We start from the raw sequence: 16,879 nt of genomic DNA, 5'->3' as shown, positions 1-16,879 counted from the left end.
ACATCAACGTTCCGCCATCCTGACAGGGGGTCCCTTTTGCGCGCCGATAAGGGGTCCCGTTTGCACGCCGATTGACACCAAACGGGCGTTGGGTCGCGTTCTTGAAGCGGGTTGGAGGTGGCGTTACCCAGGTTTGGCGCGCCTCTGCCGACGGGACCAAATCAGAACAGGTTACACGGTCATTGGTCGATGTGGACGACTTCGCCTGGACCGATGACGGAGCAGGAGTGATCACGAAAAGCCGGCCGGGCTTGGCCGATGCGGTTGCGGCCATCCAGCGGGAAGGTCTTTCTGGCCATCACTTCGACGCACGGTCGGTTCCTATGGCCTCCAGCGTTCCGATGCCGGCGGCTCCGATTGAGGAAGCCTATCTGGTGACGGAGCCGGGCGCAGCCGACCCTCGCTCAGCCACCCCCATTGAAGCCCGCAAAGTCGGCGCGCTGCTGCAACCTGGGCTTCCCCCGGACGCGATCGCAGGCGCGGTAAGCACTGGCGGCTCCGTGGCGTGGTCCTGGGCAAAGGACCCCAGTTACTACGCCTCGGCCACCAATCTTGCCGTAAGGCTTTCGAATGGCCGCGTGATCCAATGCGCAGGACCGGGCTGCGACGACCGTGTCATCGGAGCATGGTGGGATTCAGGCGGGACAGAACTCCGATATCTAAGCGTAGGCGGTTGGGCGCAAAGCGTCCTGACGCTCTATCGTTGGCGGGTCGGCAAGGCACAACCGAAGCCGGTTCTTGTTACGAACGACATCCTGGCCGATTGCAAGGCGCTAGTTGATGACCTCATGTGCGTGCAGGAGGGCTCGCTCCAGCCAAGGCGCATCATAAAGCTGAATCCGGTTTCCGGCGTTATCACACCGTTGTACGATCCAAACCCCGAGTTTCAGAACCTTGACCTTGGTACGGTGGAGCGGCTTCACTGGAAAAATGACGAGGGTCTCGAAACGATCGGCGATCTGGTCCTCCCTCCCTCTCATCGACCCGGCCAACGTCATCCCCTAATCGTAGTACAGTACACCACCAGAGGCTTTCTTCGCGGCGGAACCGGCGACGAGTACCCCATACAGCTTTTCGCCAACCATGGATTTGCAGTTCTAAGCTTCCAGCGCCCAGAACCATTCTATACGACGCTCGCTCACATCGACACGTCGACGGAGCGCCAAAAGGTCGAACTGGAAGGCTGGAAGGATCGCCGCAGCGTGCAGTCATCACTGCAGCACGGTGTCCAAATTGCGATCGATCAAGGCGTTGTTGATCCGACGAAGTTGGGGATCACCGGTCAGAGCGACGGGGCTTCGACAGCGATCTTCGCTCTGCTGCACGATAACAAATTTTCCGTAGCGTCCCTCAGCAGCTGCTGCGAAGATCCCGTCTCCGCCGCTACAATGGTGGGACCGTCAGAGGCGGTGAAGCGCCGACAGCGTGGCTGGCCAGGAGTCACCGAGGACAAGCCCGATTTCTGGCGGGGCTTTTCGCTTGCTCGGAACGCGGAGACGGTCTCAACGCCCATTCTGCTTCAGTTATCTGAAGATGAATATCTGGTCAGTCTAGAGACCTACACCGCGCTGACTGAATACGATCAGCCCGTCGACATGTTTGTTTTCCCGGGCGAGAATCACGTGAAATGGCAGCCAGCGCACCGACGCGCCCTTTATCAACGCAATCTCGACTGGTTCGATTTCTGGCTGAAGGCGGTGGAAGATCCAGATCCAAAAAAACGCGAGCAATATATTCGGTGGCGCGAAATGCGGACCCGGCAAACTACATTGCCTCGTTAATCGTTCTCCGGGGCGCAGTGGGAGAAATGCCTTGTTGCGGCCGCTGTGTAGACAAAAGACCAGCGCAGCGCGTTCACGCATCGTGTCTCCGCGCGAAGCGGGGACGGATGAAACGGGTTCGGCAAATCGAGTATAATAATCGGATACTCTAGCGTCTGATCAAGGTGCTTTAGCGCATGTCGATAGTATTCATCCGACAGGAATTCTACGATCTCGTCTGGTCGAAGCCGATGACGCATCTCGCCAAGGAGTTCGCGCTGTCGGACGTCGCGCTCCACAAGATTTGCCGGAAGCACGACATCCCGAACCCGCCGCTCGGCTGGTGGGCGAAGAAGGCCGCTGGCAAGCCGGTCAAGCAAACGCCACTACCCAGAGCGAAGACAGGTACGTCCGACAGAATCACGATTGCGGCCGGCGAATTGCGGCCGGAGCCCGAGCTGATCGCGACCGCACGTGAGAACGCACGACTGCTCGCATCGTCCATCGATACGGAGGCGGTCTTTCCAGCAAACCCCATCGTCGATCGGACAATCTCCCAGCTCCGCAAGGCGAAGCCTTCGTCGATCAACGGGCTCGTCACGGTCGAAGGTTTGAACGTGGTCAAGGTCAACGTCGCACCGGCCTCGATCGATCGCCTGGAACTCGCGCTCTGCCGTATCGCGGCGGCAGCGGAGGCGCTCGGGATCAAGCTGGTGCGAGGCGAGAAATCCGCGAGCTTCCAATGCGAGGGCGAGACGATCGGCTTTTCGATCAGCGAGGGTGTTCGACGCGAAAAGCATGTGCCGACCGAGAAGGAACTCGCCGAGCAGGAGGCGGCCCGAAAGCGTCGAGAGCGAAACTGGAACAACCCTGGCAGCTGGCGTGCTGATCTCAACTGGTCAGCCCTGCGTGGACCTGAATGGGATTATCACCCGACCGGCTTGCTCGTGTTCGAGCTGGAGCACTCCTACCTGCTTGGGGGTAGCCTGCGGCGTTCCTTCAAGGACGCGAAGGTTCAACGGATCGAGAACATGGCCAGCGACATCGCGGTCGGCATCGCGGTGCTGGCGGCGGCGAAGAAAGACGATCAGGTCAAGCGCGAGGAGCAGGCGCGGCAACGCGAGGAAGAGCGGCGGCTGCGCGAACTCGCCCTTCGCAGGGACCATATCGCCGAGCGCCGCGGCAAGGCACTGGATGAGGTGCTCGAAGAGATGGCCTCGCTCGATCGGCTGAGACGGCTGGTCGCGAATTTGCGCGGCGACGAAATGTCAGCGAGCACCGGCCGCGTCGCCGAATTCCTGAGTCTGGCCGAGCGCAGGCTGGCTTCGCGCGAGGCGGCGCTTTCGGCTGATGGTCTCGAGCAGCGTTTCGAGAAAAACAAGCTGTTCGGCGAGGACGATGATCACGCCTTTCGTCCGCCTTATGGCTACTACTAGGCGGTTGTCAGACGGCGTATTTTTACCCCTGTCCGGCGACGTCCACCCTTTTCCAGACGACCTGTTGGTGCTATTGATGGTGCCGGTCGTTTTCCACTGCCGATTTGCAGGGAAAATCAGCCGTTTGGGTGCCCGATGGGAGTGTTCTTCTGGCACCATTTTTTCTCCCCGGGCCGTCCCGTAGAGATCGACAAAATGGCAGATTTCTGCTATTTATAGATTTCACCGATCCCGGGATGTCTCAGGCGATGTCAGACCATCCGGGGCCATAAGGTGCCACGAGCGAGGCCATGATGGCCCCAACCGGATTTTGATGGCACCACCCGATAGTCCCTCGACCAGCGTCTCCCAGGACCAGTCCAGGAGATTCGCTGTGCCGCTCAGAGACCTCCAGATCCGCAACCTCCGCCCGGCGGAAAAAATCTACCACTGCGCTGACGAGAAGGGCCACTATCTTGAGATCCGTCCCAACGGGTCGATGCTGTGGCGTTATAAATATCGCTACTTCGGCAAGCAGAAGCGCCTGGCTCTCGGACGCTATCCTGAGATCGGCCTACCAAGGCACGAAAGAGCAGTGTATTTAAGGCTGCTCGTCGTTACATTCGCCAAAGCCGACGTCATGCGATCCCCCACATGCGCCGTTCGCGACGCTGATCAGCCGCAAATTCGCCGCTCGCCAGGTTTTCCGGATTGGCGGGTCAATCGACGTGAAGGGTGCGTTCTAAGGCCTGGACCTCGGCCCGATAATGCTTCAGCCCGAGCCAGACCAAAAGGATCGACGGAATGCCGATCAGCGTCACATAACCGAAGAGCATGACCCCTATCGACTTCGGATCGCCGCTCAGGTCGATTGCCCAGCCGACCAACGGCGGGCCGAACAGCGGGCCGATCAACGCAATCACGCTGTTGTAGATCGCAAGGGATTGCCCGCGAATCTCGCCTGGCGTGATCAGCGCCATCGATGACGGGCCACCCGCCGTCGCCACCGATTTCCCGATGAACGCGACGAACATCAGAACGACCGCCAGCCCGGCCGAGGGCATGATCGGATAAAGTGCGCTGGCGGGGACTCCGATGAGCAGCCCAAGGATCAGCACACGCAACGAACCGTCGACATGGTTCTGCGCGAACCTGCGCTGTGCCCATACCGCGAGCGCGGTGCCGATCGGGCCTGCGGTGAAATAGAAGATTCCGGTGACCGCGCCGATCTCCGCGATGTTCCAGCCCCAGATCCGCTGGAATAGCGGAATGTTCCAGAAGGCGAGCGTGCTGATCGCGAAGTTGCAGGAGGAGCCGATGAACAACGCGCCGAACCCGCGCCAGCGCCCGAGGATATAACTGAAGGCACTTCCGAAACCTTGCGCCGGGGCCAGCGTCTCGCGTCGTTCGGGTTCGCGCACCGTGAGCATCAGCGCGGCGAAGGCAAGACCCGGCAGGCCGACCAGCAGGAACGCCATATGCCAGGGCTCCATCTCGCCGGCGAACGGCAGCGTCATCGGGCCCAGCGTTTCCAGCCAGCGTATCACGAAACCGCCGCCCAGAAAGGCGAGCCCGGCCCCCAGATAGGGACCCGCCATGAAGAGGCTGATCGCGCGCGCGCGCTCCTTGCGGTCGAAATAGTCGCTGATGATCGATACGGAACCGGGACTGACGACAGCCTCGCCCAGCCCGAGGCCGAGGCGCAGGATCAGCAGCAGGATGAAGCTATTCACAAAGCCGCTGCCCGCGGTCATCGCGCACCACACGACGATGCCGGCGATCAGCAGATATTTCCGGTTCGCGCGATCGGCATACCATCCGAGCGGAATGCCCACCAGGACATGGAACAGCGAGAATGCGGGGCCCAGCAGCAGGCCGACCTGGAGGTCGCTAAGGCCCATCGACTTCTTGATGGGCTCGATAAGCAAGGTGAGGACGTAGCGATCGAGATAGGAGAGGATGAAGATCAGCAGCAGCAGGTAGACGACATACCAGCGATAGGCGGTACCGTTCTTGTTCGAGATCATGGTGCGTGCGCTCCCCGCTGGGGCCGCCCGCATTGCGCGCGGCCCCCAAGACGACTGAACGGGGCGTCAGCCGGTGCTGCTTGCTGCCCCGTCACGACTGGTAGGTGAAACCGAAGCCCAGCCGGGCCTGGAGGTTGCGTTTCTCCAGATCGTCACCGATCGCCTCGTCATTGTCCTTCACTTCCAGATTCTCCTGGGTCTCCTTGCGGATGATGACGACGACCTCGGCAACTTCGTTGGCGGGGAACGGAAACTCGTGCCACGTGCCCAGGTTCAGCTGCGCCCCGCATGTCCCGTCGAAGTAGAAGGCGCGAACCGTGTCCGGGTCCGGCTGGTTGGTGGAGGTTGGAGCACCCAGCACCGCGACGAATGCGCTTCCGCCGAGGGGAATGAAGGTCTGGGTATGCTTGAAATGCCGCTCCATCCAGATCACCTGCGGCGGACGCGCATGTATGCGAGCAACGCTGAGGCGGGTCTGTTCGTCACTGACGAACCCGCCGGGTGCCCATAGCTCCACTTTGTCACCATAGAATTGGCCGGTACGCGAACCGACCGTTTCGTCGACGCCGACCAGCACGCCATAAGGCGCAAACGCCTCATGTGTGACAGGTTCGACCTTCAGGGGGCGAAAATCCATATCCTGTTTGTCCTTCAAATTGTCGCTGCCGGCTCGCTACCCAGCACATGTCCGACGCAGATCGCCACGCAGCCGCCTTCGCTCACGACGCGGTCTTCGCTGACGACCTCCGCATGGTCGCGCCATGCGAGGAAGCCGTTCTCATGCATCTGCGCTGGCACCGTGCCGTCCCTGCCGCGCAACTCCAGCTTCAGATCGCCGGAGGTGAGAAACAGCCAGCGCTTCACCGTTCCGTCCGGCGAGGGCACATGGATCGACGCGCGCGAACCGGCGGGAATGTTGACCAGCGTCACGCCGGGCAGCGTTTCCTGCCGGGGGGAAAGCTCCTTGACCAGCCAGCCGGGCTGTTGCGGGTGCGGCAGCCAGGGCCGGTCCTTGGCGTTGAACAGGATCGGCACGCTGTTCACTTCGGACGGCACTTCGCCCTCGAACGCGACGTCGAAGGATTCGGTCTCGGCCTCCGGCTCATAGACGTCGGTTCCAGGACCGCTGGTCCAGACGAGGAACTTGGTCCCGGTATCCGGGCCCAGATCGCGGTTGATCCCGTGCAGCGCCAAAGGCGGGTTTTCCAGATAATGGTGACGGGTCAGGCGGTTGGGAACCGGCTTCCCTTCGGGGTCCGGCCAGTACAGGGCGGTCCAGTCGCCACCGAGCACATAGTGGCGCTCGTTGACGGTGCGATGGTAGTGGCGATGTCCGTCGGTCGCCATGTTGCGGATCTTTTCGGTGAAACCCGCCGGCCAGTAGCTGATGCGCACCACGCCGCCGCCGGTATCCTCCCGGGAAAGGAGAAGCTGGGTCTGCTTTCCCGGGTTGCGCGGATCTTCCTCCACCGGCATCGCGTCAGTGTCGATGAGGACATAGTCTGGGGTCATAGCTTCACCTGCATTTCGACGTACACGGTGCGCGGCGCGCCGTAATATTGCGAGACGTTGAGTGACGTCCCATTGAAATACGCCGAATCCGTCAGGTTCTTGCCACCAACCGAGAGGCGATATCTGCCGTTGTCGAATTCCGCGCCGACATTTGCGCCAAGCAGCGAATAGGCGCCCTGGGTGGCCGAGGATACGTTGGACGGATCGGTCGTATATTTGCTCGTGTACACATCATTGACGTTGAAGAAGAGTTCCGTGCCGCTCGCCAGCGTATAGCGATACTCGCCGCCGACCGAGAACTGGAACTCCGGTGTCAGGCGCGGACGCATGCCCTTGTTGGAGCCGGACAGGGTTTCGGCGTCGAGATAGCCGCCGCTGGCGAACAGCGACAGGCCACGGGTCGGCCGGGCTTCCATCTCGACCTCGACGCCCTTGAACCTGAAGTCGGTCGCGGTGACGTTGTAGGGCACCGCGGTCAACTGCGTCTGCATGTTGTTGTACTTGGTATCGAATGCCGCGACGTTGACGCGCAGACGCCGGGCAAGCCATTCGGACTTCAGGCCAATTTCGTTATTCTCGGCGGTTTCGGCGCCAGTATTGCCGAGCAGCACCTCCGGAACGCGCGAGCCATATGTGCTCGCGAAGCTTCCCGGGCGGTAGCCGGTCGAGTGGGAGGCATAGACCATGATGTCAGGCGTGATCGCATAGTCGAGGCCCAGCTTGTACGTCCCCTTCGTTTCCGAGAAGGCGGTGGCGCCGGTGATGAGGGGCGCGCCGCCGCCGATCGGGAAGAGGACACGGTCGATCGCGCGCTTCTCGTGGCTGATCCGCCCGCCGACCTCGACGTGCAGGCCGTCGATCAACTCATAGTTCAGGTTCGCGAAGGCCGCGTAGCTGTCTGCCTTCTGCGTGTCGTCGATATTGTGGGTGGTATAGAGGTTTGCATCATGGTCGATCTTCTCGTGGAAATAGACGAGGCCCGCGACCCAGCTGAACCGGCTTTCGGTGTTCGACGCGATCTGGAGTTCCTGCGAAAACTGGTTCTGGGCCTTGAGGTCCTTCAGCAGCACGCCGGCGCCGGGCAGGCGGGTCTGGTCGATCACGTCGAGCGAGTCGAGTTCGCGGTAGGCGGTGATCGATTTGATGACCGCCGGACCCGCATCATATTCGACCCGCAGGCTGTTGCCCCATGCCCGGGCATAGCCAGCAGGAACGACGTTGATGCCGGTCTTGTAGGGCGAACCGAAACGCGGGACGCACGCGGCGACCGCCGGCGCGCAGGTGCCGCCGGTCGGCGACGAGATGCGGGTCGGGATCGTCGAGCCGGAATCGTCGTTGCTGATGTCCGCGATATAGTTCACGCGCCACGCATCGTTCGGCGTCCAGAGCAGCGAGAAGCGGCTGCTCTGGCGATCGACCCCGTTGCCGCGCTGGCCATCGTCGTTTCCGTTGGCATTGACACCGATCATGTAGCCGGTCTGGCTGCGCGACGAGAGGTCCACCTTTACCGCCAGCTGGCCGGGAATGATCGGAACCGAGGCGCCCAGCAGCACGTCACGCCGGTCGTAATCGCCGATCACCGCCTTGCCCAGGAAATGGGCGTCGTTGAGGTCGGGCGTCCTGCTGACATATTTGACCGCGCCGACCGTGGAATCGCGGCCGTACAGCGTGCCCTGCGGCCCACGCAGGATTTCGACACGCTCAAGGTCGAGCAGGTCGATCAGCGACCCCTGAAGGCGCGGCATGTAGACATCGTCGACATAGATGCCGACCGGATTGGCAAGGTTGAAGCCCAGCGCGTTGTTGCCGATGCCGCGGATGAACACCGATGCCGCGCCCGCGCCCGCGCCGGTCTGGATGACCTGCACGTTCGGCGCGCGGCCGGACAGGTCGATCGAGTCGGACGTGGACAATTGCTGGAGCATCGCGCCGCTCAACGCGGTGACGGCGATCGGCGTCTTTTGTTGGCTTTCCTTAACGCGGCGCGCCGTGACGGTGATTTCCGACAGGCCGCCATTGTCCTCGGCACCCACCTCGGCTTGCGGGGCGGTGGTCGGCGTGTCCGATTGCGCAAAAGCATAGTGCGGCACACTCGCGAGCAATATTGCTGTCAGGAGCGAACCAGTTGTCCGTACGTGCATAGCGTGTCACCTCCACTGTTCTGATATGTGTTTTTGATCAGATGCTTGTTTGCCCCTTTGCGGGATCTTCATATGTTCGTTGCAGGTAGATCCATGGCCGCCGGCGACGATCGGCCTCGCGGACCCGCTCGATCGTGGCGCGCTGGGTCAGGGTCAGTTCGATGGCATCCATCCCGCCAAGCAGCATGGTGCGTGCCTCGTCATCGATCGGGAAATGCCAGCGCTCGCCCTGCGCGGTGGCGACGGCGCAATGCTCCAGGTCGACCGTCACCGGGCGATCCGCGGGCCAGTCGCCAAGCGATGCCGCGATCCGGGTGATCGCGTCCCGGTCCAGTGCGACCGGGACGATGCCGTTGTTCACGCAATTGCCGAAGAAGATCGGGTTGAAGGACGGCGCGATCACGGCGCGAAAACCGTATTCGGCAAGCGCCCATGCCGCATGTTCGCGGCTCGACCCGCACCCGAAATTGGCACCCGAAAGCAGGATGCGCGCGGCGGCGAAGCGAGGATCGTTGAGGATGAAGGCCGGATTGGGTTCGCGTGAACCCACCGTCATATAGCGCCAGCCGGCGAACAGGCCGTGGGTCAATCCGGTTTTGGCAACCGATCGCATTTCGCGCGAAGGGATGATTGCGTCGGTATCGATATTGTCGCGCAGCAACGGCGCGGCGATCGCGGTGAGGGTGGTGAAGGGTTCCATCAGGGCAGCCATCGCGGGTCGGCGATGGCACCCGCCACGGCCGAGGCCGCGACCGTTTCCGGAGACGCCAGATGCGTTCGCGTTTCCGGCCCCTGGCGGCTCTCGAAATTGCGGTTCGTGGAACTGATCACGCGCTGGCGATGGCCAAAGCTCTCTCCCCCCGCATAGAAGCACATCGAGCAGCCCGCTTCCCGCCACTCGAACCCGGCATCCAGGAAAAGCTGGTCCAGCCCCTCGCGCTCCGCCTGGGCGCGCACTTGCGTCGATCCGGGAACGCAGATTGCCTTAACCCCGGGCGCGACCTTGCGCCCTTTCAGCACGGCCGCGGCCCGCCGGAGGTCCGAAATCCGGCTGTTGGTGCAGGAGCCGATGAACGCCGCGCCGATCGGCAGCCCGATCATCGAGCGGCCGGGCGCCAGATCCATATAGGCGAGCGCGCGGTCGTAGAGTTCGCGCGGATCGCGTGCCGCCACGTCCGCATAGTCCGGCACGGCGCCGTCCAGTGCCACGGCCTGTTGCGGGCTGATGCCCCAGCTGACCATCGGGCCGACGTCCGCCGCATCGATCCGGTGCTCGACATCGAACACCGCATCCGCATCACTGCACAAATCCTGCCAGGCAGCCATCGCGGTGTCCCAGTCGGCGCCGGCAGGGGCGTAGCGGCGCCCGCGCAGATGGGTGAAAACCTTTTCATCCGGAGCGATGATCGCCGAAAAGGCGCCCAGTTCGGTCGCCATGTTGCATAATGTCAGCCGCGCCTCGACGTCGAGCGCGGCGATGGCGTCGCCTGCATATTCGATCATATGCCCCGCACCCCCGCCTGAACCGAGCCGTGCCAGCAGGTACAGCGCCAGGTCCTTGGCAGTCACCCAGTCGGGCAGCCGGCCATCGATGGTGATACGCATGGCCCGGGGCCGCTTCACGCGTAATGTGGACGTCGCCAGCGCATGTTCGGCAGCGGTCGATCCGATCCCCCATGCCAACGCACCCAGCGCGCCTTGCGAACAGGTGTGGCTGTCCGGGCAGACCAATGTGGCGCCCGGCAGCACGATGCCCAGTTCAGGCGAAATGACATGGCCGATCCCCTGATCGGGATCGCCCAGGTCGAATATGGTCAGGCCGGCGGTCCGCGCCGCTTCGCGCGTGGCGGTGATAAACGCCGTACCGGTCGGCATGATCGTGGCGTCGGTCCGCCCAGGCCGGGTGTCGACGACATGGTCCATGGTCACAAATGCCTGACGTGGCGCCAGCACCGCGCGCTTGGCCGCCTCCAGGCTCTTCAATGCGACCGCGCCGGTGCGCTCGTGCAACAGCACCCGGTCGATCAGGAGAAGATCCGTTTCCACGTCGATCGCCGCCACCCGGTGCATCGCCCAGATCTTGTCGAACAGGGTATGGCCCGTCCGCACCTGCGGCTCGGCTTCCATTCCGGTCAATGGGCAGGCGAAGTCCTGCATTATCCCCCAATGTCCCCATGCGGTGGCGGCACGTTCCCTGCAACGCGCGCCTGATTTGGTATATGTATAGGACAATATAATTGTTATGGAGATAATACAATACGCAAAATTGTAACCAAGCACATCGCCGCTGCCGGCGATCGACGGCGGGGAATGCGTGTTGCGATGTGCGGACGTTTCGTGAACGGCTAATTGTTATAAGTTGTATCTGAGTGCTATGCGCCCCACAGCGTTGCAACAGGGGAGAGCGGATCGATGCCCAAACAGGCCAGGGAGGTCACGACCGGCGTGGACAGATTTCAGCCAATCCCGCTCTATCACCAGATTTTCCTCCAGCTGCGCGGGGAGATCGCCAGCGGGCAGCGCGCCGTGGGATCGCGACTGCCCACGGAACAGGAATTGTCGGAAAGCTTCGGCGTGTCACGTATCACCGCGCGGCGTGCGCTGGATGAGCTGGCACAGGCCGGGCTGGTGGCGCGCAAGCAGCGGGTTGGCACCATTGTCACCTTTCAGCCGCCGGCCAAGCCGATCGAAGGCGATATCGACCAGGCCATGGAATCGCTGATCGCCTTTGGCCGCAACACGCAGGTCAAGCTGATCGAACTGGAGACGGTGGCGGCGGCGCCCCCGATGAGCGTGATCCTGGACGTGGAACCGGGGGCCGACCTTGTGCGCGCGGTTCGCGTCCGCTGGCAGGACGATGTGCCGCTCGGTCACTACGAGACCCATGTGCCGGGCGCGCTGGGCGTGAACCTGACACGCGCGGCGCTGAGCAAGACGCCGATGCTCGCGCTGATCAAGGAGGCCGGGATCAGCATCGGTGCCGCGCACCAGACGATCACGGCCACCCTGGCCGACGTTGCCCTCGCATCCTTGCTTCAGGTTGATATGGGATCGGCGCTGCTGCGCGTCAGCCGCACGGTCTATGACAAGGGCAAGCGGCCGATCCAGCATATCCAGGCGCATTTCCGTCCGGATCGCTATCAGATCCGGCTCGACCTGCACGGCGTGAAGGTCTGAGCCCAGGGGCGTTTTCAGCTTTGCGGAAGCGGGGCCGGCTTGCTGGAAACGACTCCGGTCAGATCCGCGGGCACATTCCGTCCGGCGAGCGAGGCGAGAATGCCGCTGATGGCCAGCGGAACGGCGAAGCATGCGAATGCCATCCATAGCGGCAACCCGCCATCAAGCAGATAGGCGCCGGCCAGAGGACTGATAATCGCGCCGCCGCGCCCGATCCCCAGCGCCCAGCCAATGCCGGACCCGCGTATCTCGACCGGATAGAGTTGCGCGGCAAGCGTGTAGAAGCCCGTGAACCCGCCCTGCAGCGTCACACCGATCGCCCCCGCCGTCGCCAGCAGCAGCGCGAGCGGCATGCCGGTGCCGAATGCCGTCATGAACAGCGCGGCGAGGACCAGAAAATTGCGGATCAACAGGCCCACGCGATGGCGGACCGCCAGCCACCCCATCGTCAGGCCACCGGCGAAACCGCCCAGGTTGAAGATCGTCGTCGCCCAGATGGCATCCCCATGGTCGAGACCCGCGATGATGGCGAGTTTCGTTATCCAGCTTGTCATGAAATAGAGGGCTGCGAACCCACCCAAGGTCGCCAGCCAGAGCAACAGCGTGGCGCGCCAGAGGGTCGGCCCGAACAGTTGCGCGATCGGCACCCCGCGCGATGTGGACGGCGGTGGAAGTTCGCTTAGTTCGGGCCAGTCCATCCGGCGGCGCAGCGCATTGCATCGCGCGAGCGCCCGGGGCGGCTGGCGGGCCTCCAGAAAGGCCACTGATTCCGGCAAGAATTTCCATGCTACGGGCAGCAGGATCGCGCCGACGCCGCCTGCCCCGACCAGCACCGCCTGCCAGCCAAAGGCCGGTATCGCCCAAAGCGCCACCAGTCCGGTCGCCACGGCACCGATCGGATAGCCCGCCTGGAACCAGCCGATCGCGATGCTGCGCTGGCCCGGCGGCGCGAACTCCCCCGACAGTGCCGCGATGCTGGCAAGCAGCGTGCCGATCCCTACGCCAGCGAGCGCTCGAAATGCGGTGAACGCGGAGACGGTATCGACCAGCCCGGTGCCGACCATCCCGACCGTGAGCATCGTCAATGCGGCGAGCACCACCGGGCGACGCCCGAAACGATCGGCGAACGGCGCCACGACAACGCAACCGATCATCATGCCGAACAGTCCGGCCGAGAAGATCATCCCCAGCGCCCCGAGGCCGATCCCCCAATCTTCCATGAGCGAGGGCGCGATGATCGACACGATCAGCACGTCCATGCCGTCCAGCGCATTGATGACGGTGCAGATGACGACAACGAGGATCTGAAGCGCCGTCCAGTGCGCGCCGGCATCCGCGTCGCGCATCATCCGGTCAGCGCGTCGGCAATCTCGCCGGTGGTGTGGAACGCGGTGCCGGGTTGCGTGGCAAGCCAATGCAGCAGTCGTTCGAAGGCGTCCATCCGGTATGGAAGCCCCATGATATAGGGCGTGATGTGCAGCGGCAGCATCCGCCCGCCAAACTGCGCCGCTTCGCCTGCCAGCAGCGCATGCGCATCCCGCATCTGTTCGACATAGCTGTCGATGCCGTTCTGCTGGAGGGTGATGATCTGACGGTCGGACAGTTCGTGGTTGATCGGCACATTGACCAGATCGCCCGCGGGCGTCGCGAAGCGATAGGGCAGCTCGTCATTTACCCAGTCGCACATATAGGCGAGACCCGCCTCGGCGAGCAGGCGCGGGGTGTTGAAGGATTGCGAGCGGGCGATCGACATCCAACCGGTGGGCCGCGTGCCTGCCACCTTTGCGAGCGCGTCGAGCGAGTCGGCGATCAGCGCCCGTTCCTCGTCCTCGGGAAGGCCCGAGGCGATGGTGCCGTTCATGTCGGTCGAATGCGCGACGATCTCATGCCCACCGGCGAGGATGTCGGCGATGATCCGCGGATAGCGTTCGGCGATGGCGCCATTGGTCGCGACAGAGACCCTTGCCCCAAATTTCGCGAACGCATCGAGCAGGCGGTAGAAGCCAATGCGGGTGCCATATTCGCGCGAGGTATAGTGGCGATAATCCGGGTAGGGCGTGGCCATGTGCCCAGGTGCGCGGAACGGCTTGTCCGTCGGCAGGATCGGAAACCATTCGAGGCTGACGACGATGGCCACCGCGACCCGCGCGCCCGAGGGCCAGGCGATCGGCTGGCGTTCGAAGATGTTCGAATAGGCGTAGAGATCGTGATCCATCCCCCGCTTGCGGAGCGGATAGTCGAGATAGCCGGGATCGAGGCTCATACCGTCACCTGCTGCACATAATGGTCGGCGATGTCGCCGCTCCGGGTGATCCAGGCGCGGCCGTCGGCGGCGATGTGCTTCAGCACGTCCTCGAACGGGCCGATGCGATGCGGCTGGCCGATCAGATAGGCATGCAGGGGGATGCACATCACCGTACCGCCCTCGTCCGCGAGCCGTTGATATTGGCGGATCAGCATGTCGGCATATTCGCGCGGGGACATGTTGTAGACGAAGAAGCCATAATGGTCGTTGACCTCAAGGCTATAGGGCATCGAGATCAGGCGGCCCGACGTCACGTTCACTTCGCCCGGCTGGTCGTCATGATAAAGATCGCAGGTATAGCTGAGGCCATATTCGGCGATCAGGTCCAGCGTGCGCGGCGTGTGGGTCAGCGCGGGGGCGAGCCAGCCCTTGATCGTCTGTCCGGTCGCATTGCGGACGGTGCGGATCGAATCCTCGATCAGCGCGCGCTCCTGACCCTCGTCCATGCCATAGCTGTAGCGGGTGTTGTAGATGCCATGGCTGAAGAATTCCCAGCCGCGCGCATTGGCGTCTTCGACCACTTCGGGCAGATGCTGGCACATCGCCACCGACAGGCTGACCGAACCGGGAAAGCCGTGCCTGGTCATGGCCTCTGCCATGCGCCAATGGCCGATGCGGTTGCCATAGTCGCGATGGCCATAGCCGACCACGTCGGGATGCGGCTTCGTCCAGCTCTTGCGATGCGGATTGGCGGGCGGATCGAGTTCGTAATATTCGATATTGGGGGAAATCCATACCGCGACCTGCTTGCCATCCGGCCATTCGAGCTTCGGTCGACCGCGATAGGGGCGGAAATCATACAGGCCGGGATCGGCTTCGCCTTCACGCATCAGCGGGCCTCCAACCAGTCGATCACCGTCCGCACCGGCTCGACATCGGCATATTTGAGTTGAAGGTCGGTCAAATTGGCGAAGTGATAGCTCTCATGCTTGTCGGCGCACGTCTCGATCGGAACGATCGTGCGATAGCCGCGGCTGAGGCTGTCCACCGCGGCCGCGCGCACGCATCCCGAGGTCGATCCGCCGGTGATCACCACGGTATCGACCTTGTGCCACACCAGCAGGCTCTGCAGCGGTGTCTCGAAGAAGGGGGACGGCATCCGTTTGGTGTAGATCGCGTCCTTCGCACGATCGATCTCGCAACGATCGTCAAAGGCGTGGCGGCGCGAGTCATATTTGATGTTCTGCAGCGAGTCCGGCGTGTCGGTGCGCGTGCCCCAGACGCCGGCATCGCTGGCATCCTCGGCATAGGCGACATGCGTCCACACCACCGGCATGCCCTTGGCGCGGGCGAGGGCGGAGATGGTATTCACATACTCGATCTGACGCGGATCGGTCTCATAGGCGGTCCTGAACTCGTCGATCCGGGTATAGGCGTTCTGGAAGTCGACATTCACGATCGCGAGCTTGTCGCCAAAGCCGAACTTGGCGCGCGCCGGGTTCGCCATCACCTCCTCGAAGATCTGGCGTGCGGTCCTGCCGTCCGAAACCATGCGGGTGCCAACAAGATCGCTCATCACATATACTCCAGAGTGCGGGCAGGCATGAAGCCGAGGGGGAGCTTTGCATCAGGCAGGAAGCCGAACATCTCCTCGTCCGGCAGAGCGGCGGTGACGATTTCGCGCACCGCCAGCAACCTGTCGATATCGATGCCGGTGCGGAGGCCCATCGCCTCCAGCATGAACACCAGGTCCTCGGTGACGATGTTGCCGCTGGCGCCCGGCGCGAACGGACAGCCGCCAATCCCGCCGAGCGAGGAATCGAGCGTGGTGAGGCCCGAGTCGAGCGCCGCCAGCGCGTTGGCGAGGCCAAGGCCACGGGTGTTGTGCAGATGGATGCCGGTCAACGCGGCGTCCCCCACCACGCCACGGACAAGGGCGATCATCCGCTTGACCGCCGCCGGATCGGCATAGCCGGTGGTATCGGACAGGCCGACCTCGTCGCAGCCCGCATCCATCAGTGAGGCGGCCAGGCGCGCGATCTGGGTGTCGGGGATTGCCCCTTCCAGCGTGCAGCCGAACACGGTCGAAAGGCTTCCTTCGAAATGTGGGCGGCGGTCTGCCGGCAGGGTCCGGATCAGTCTGGCGATCAGGATCGCCTCCTCTATCACCTGCTCATGCGTGCGCCGCAGATTGGCAAGGCTGTGGGTTTCAGAGACAGACAGCGGCAGCGTGATCTTGTCCGCGCCCGCGGCAATCGCCGCCTCCGCCCCGCGCGCATTGGGGACCAGAACCGCCACCGTCAGATCGGGGATCGTCTTGGCATAGGCAACGATCTCGGCGGTGTCGGCAAGCTGCGGAAGCAGTTTTGCCGGAACGAAGCTGCCTACCTCTATCTCGCGCACGCCGGCCTTGGCCTCGGCTGCGATCCACGCCTTTTTTCTATCCGTTGGCATGATCGATGCGATGCTTTGCAGGCCGTCGCGCGGCCCGACTTCACTCACCAATATGTCGATCGCGGCGTTTCGATTCATCACATCCTGGCCCTTGCTTATTTGTACTAACTATATATCAAAATGGGCGAGTGTCGAGTAGAGGATTTGG

Annotated in this window: 15 protein-coding genes; 4 read left to right on the top strand and 11 right to left on the bottom strand. The window is 63.0% G+C overall.

Features of this window, described 5'->3' with window-relative positions:
• The first annotated feature begins 71 nt into the window (after positions 1-71).
• The 3 genes from WFP78_RS12820 to WFP78_RS12810 all read left to right on the top strand — a co-directional run bounded on the left by WFP78_RS12820 (position 72) and on the right by WFP78_RS12810 (position 4,013).
• Complete coding sequence (locus tag WFP78_RS12820) at positions 72-1,781, top strand: Atxe2 family lasso peptide isopeptidase (protein WP_336962778.1); 1,710 nt, start codon at positions 72-74, stop codon at positions 1,779-1,781.
• Positions 1,782-1,957: 176 nt separating this feature from the next.
• A complete protein-coding gene (locus WFP78_RS12815; RefSeq protein ID WP_336962775.1) occupies positions 1,958-3,196 on the top strand; it encodes a hypothetical protein in 1,239 nt (412 codons plus the stop codon).
• Positions 3,197-3,509: 313 nt separating this feature from the next.
• On the top strand, positions 3,510-4,013 hold the full coding sequence (locus WFP78_RS12810) for an Arm DNA-binding domain-containing protein (RefSeq protein ID WP_336962772.1): 504 nt from the start codon (positions 3,510-3,512) through the stop codon (positions 4,011-4,013).
• Here WFP78_RS12810 and WFP78_RS12805 read toward each other — a convergent pair.
• From WFP78_RS12805 to WFP78_RS12780, 6 genes are all read right to left on the bottom strand, one after another.
• Entirely contained in the window at positions 3,895-5,202 is a 1,308-nt protein-coding gene (locus tag WFP78_RS12805; RefSeq protein WP_336962770.1) for an MFS transporter, read from the bottom strand. The two genes, WFP78_RS12810 and WFP78_RS12805, sit on opposite strands and share 119 nt — an antisense overlap.
• Positions 5,203-5,293: 91 nt before the next feature.
• Positions 5,294-5,857 carry an ureidoglycolate lyase gene (locus WFP78_RS12800; RefSeq protein WP_336962768.1) on the bottom strand — a complete coding sequence of 188 codons (564 nt, stop codon included), beginning with the start codon at positions 5,855-5,857 and terminating at the stop codon, positions 5,294-5,296.
• Complete coding sequence (locus WFP78_RS12795; RefSeq protein ID WP_336962766.1) at positions 5,854-6,714, bottom strand: hypothetical protein; 861 nt, start codon at positions 6,712-6,714, stop codon at positions 5,854-5,856. The genes WFP78_RS12800 and WFP78_RS12795 overlap by 4 nt, the downstream gene beginning before the upstream one ends.
• A complete protein-coding gene (locus WFP78_RS12790; RefSeq protein ID WP_336962764.1) occupies positions 6,711-8,804 on the bottom strand; it encodes a TonB-dependent receptor in 2,094 nt (697 codons plus the stop codon). Before WFP78_RS12790 ends, WFP78_RS12795 begins: the two co-directional genes overlap by 4 nt.
• 88 nt (positions 8,805-8,892) lie before the next feature.
• Positions 8,893-9,555, bottom strand: a complete 663-nt coding sequence (gene leuD / locus WFP78_RS12785; RefSeq protein ID WP_336962760.1) for a 3-isopropylmalate dehydratase small subunit — start codon at positions 9,553-9,555, stop codon at positions 8,893-8,895.
• Positions 9,555-10,982 (bottom strand): 3-isopropylmalate dehydratase large subunit, encoded by a 1,428-nt coding sequence (locus WFP78_RS12780; protein ID WP_336962797.1) that lies wholly within the window; start codon positions 10,980-10,982, stop codon positions 9,555-9,557. Before WFP78_RS12780 ends, leuD begins: the two co-directional genes overlap by 1 nt.
• Before the next feature lie 285 nt (positions 10,983-11,267).
• On the opposite strand from WFP78_RS12780, the gene WFP78_RS12775 reads away from it, so the two are divergent.
• Positions 11,268-12,032, top strand: a complete 765-nt coding sequence (locus WFP78_RS12775; protein ID WP_336962753.1) for a GntR family transcriptional regulator — start codon at positions 11,268-11,270, stop codon at positions 12,030-12,032.
• A gap of 14 nt (positions 12,033-12,046) precedes the next feature.
• Here the strand turns inward: WFP78_RS12775 and WFP78_RS12770 are convergent, their stop codons facing one another.
• From WFP78_RS12770 to WFP78_RS12750, 5 genes are read right to left on the bottom strand one after another with little or no spacing between them, the layout of a single operon-like run.
• Entirely contained in the window at positions 12,047-13,381 is a 1,335-nt protein-coding gene (locus tag WFP78_RS12770; RefSeq protein WP_336962750.1) for an MFS transporter, read from the bottom strand.
• On the bottom strand, positions 13,378-14,295 hold the full coding sequence (locus WFP78_RS12765) for a polysaccharide deacetylase family protein (RefSeq protein ID WP_336962748.1): 918 nt from the start codon (positions 14,293-14,295) through the stop codon (positions 13,378-13,380). The genes WFP78_RS12770 and WFP78_RS12765 overlap by 4 nt, the downstream gene beginning before the upstream one ends.
• Positions 14,292-15,167 carry a polysaccharide deacetylase family protein gene (locus WFP78_RS12760; protein WP_336962746.1) on the bottom strand — a complete coding sequence of 292 codons (876 nt, stop codon included), beginning with the start codon at positions 15,165-15,167 and terminating at the stop codon, positions 14,292-14,294. The genes WFP78_RS12765 and WFP78_RS12760 overlap by 4 nt, the downstream gene beginning before the upstream one ends.
• A complete protein-coding gene (locus WFP78_RS12755; protein WP_336962743.1) occupies positions 15,167-15,853 on the bottom strand; it encodes an isochorismatase family protein in 687 nt (228 codons plus the stop codon). The genes WFP78_RS12760 and WFP78_RS12755 overlap by 1 nt, the downstream gene beginning before the upstream one ends.
• Positions 15,853-16,809, bottom strand: coding sequence for a hydroxymethylglutaryl-CoA lyase (locus WFP78_RS12750; protein ID WP_336962740.1), 957 nt, complete (start codon positions 16,807-16,809; stop codon positions 15,853-15,855). Before WFP78_RS12750 ends, WFP78_RS12755 begins: the two co-directional genes overlap by 1 nt.
• Positions 16,810-16,879: the final 70 nt, after the last annotated feature.

Source organism: Sphingobium aquiterrae, from assembly GCF_037154135.1.
GTDB lineage: Bacteria > Pseudomonadota > Alphaproteobacteria > Sphingomonadales > Sphingomonadaceae > Sphingobium > Sphingobium aquiterrae.
The sequence above is the reverse complement of the archived record's forward strand: the minus strand, read 5'-3'. Positions and strand labels throughout refer to the sequence as shown.

What these genes read in the sequence shown, in the direction of transcription:
- WFP78_RS12810 (WP_336962772.1), top strand. Translation starts at nt 3,510, where the DNA reads ATGGCACCACCCGATAGTCCCTCGACCAGCGTCTCCCAGGACCAGTCC.
- WFP78_RS12795 (WP_336962766.1), bottom strand. Translation starts at nt 6,714, where the DNA reads ATGACCCCAGACTATGTCCTCATCGACACTGACGCGATGCCGGTGGAG.
- WFP78_RS12755 (WP_336962743.1), bottom strand. Translation starts at nt 15,853, where the DNA reads ATGAGCGATCTTGTTGGCACCCGCATGGTTTCGGACGGCAGGACCGCA.
- WFP78_RS12765 (WP_336962748.1), bottom strand. Translation starts at nt 14,295, where the DNA reads ATGAGCCTCGATCCCGGCTATCTCGACTATCCGCTCCGCAAGCGGGGG.
- WFP78_RS12815 (WP_336962775.1), top strand. Translation starts at nt 1,958, where the DNA reads ATGTCGATAGTATTCATCCGACAGGAATTCTACGATCTCGTCTGGTCG.
- WFP78_RS12770 (WP_336962750.1), bottom strand. Translation starts at nt 13,381, where the DNA reads ATGATGCGCGACGCGGATGCCGGCGCGCACTGGACGGCGCTTCAGATC.
- WFP78_RS12780 (WP_336962797.1), bottom strand. Translation starts at nt 10,982, where the DNA reads ATGGAAGCCGAGCCGCAGGTGCGGACGGGCCATACCCTGTTCGACAAG.
- leuD (WP_336962760.1), bottom strand. Translation starts at nt 9,555, where the DNA reads ATGGAACCCTTCACCACCCTCACCGCGATCGCCGCGCCGTTGCTGCGC.
- WFP78_RS12760 (WP_336962746.1), bottom strand. Translation starts at nt 15,167, where the DNA reads ATGCGTGAAGGCGAAGCCGATCCCGGCCTGTATGATTTCCGCCCCTAT.
- WFP78_RS12805 (WP_336962770.1), bottom strand. Translation starts at nt 5,202, where the DNA reads ATGATCTCGAACAAGAACGGTACCGCCTATCGCTGGTATGTCGTCTAC.
- WFP78_RS12750 (WP_336962740.1), bottom strand. Translation starts at nt 16,809, where the DNA reads ATGAATCGAAACGCCGCGATCGACATATTGGTGAGTGAAGTCGGGCCG.
- WFP78_RS12775 (WP_336962753.1), top strand. Translation starts at nt 11,268, where the DNA reads ATGCCCAAACAGGCCAGGGAGGTCACGACCGGCGTGGACAGATTTCAG.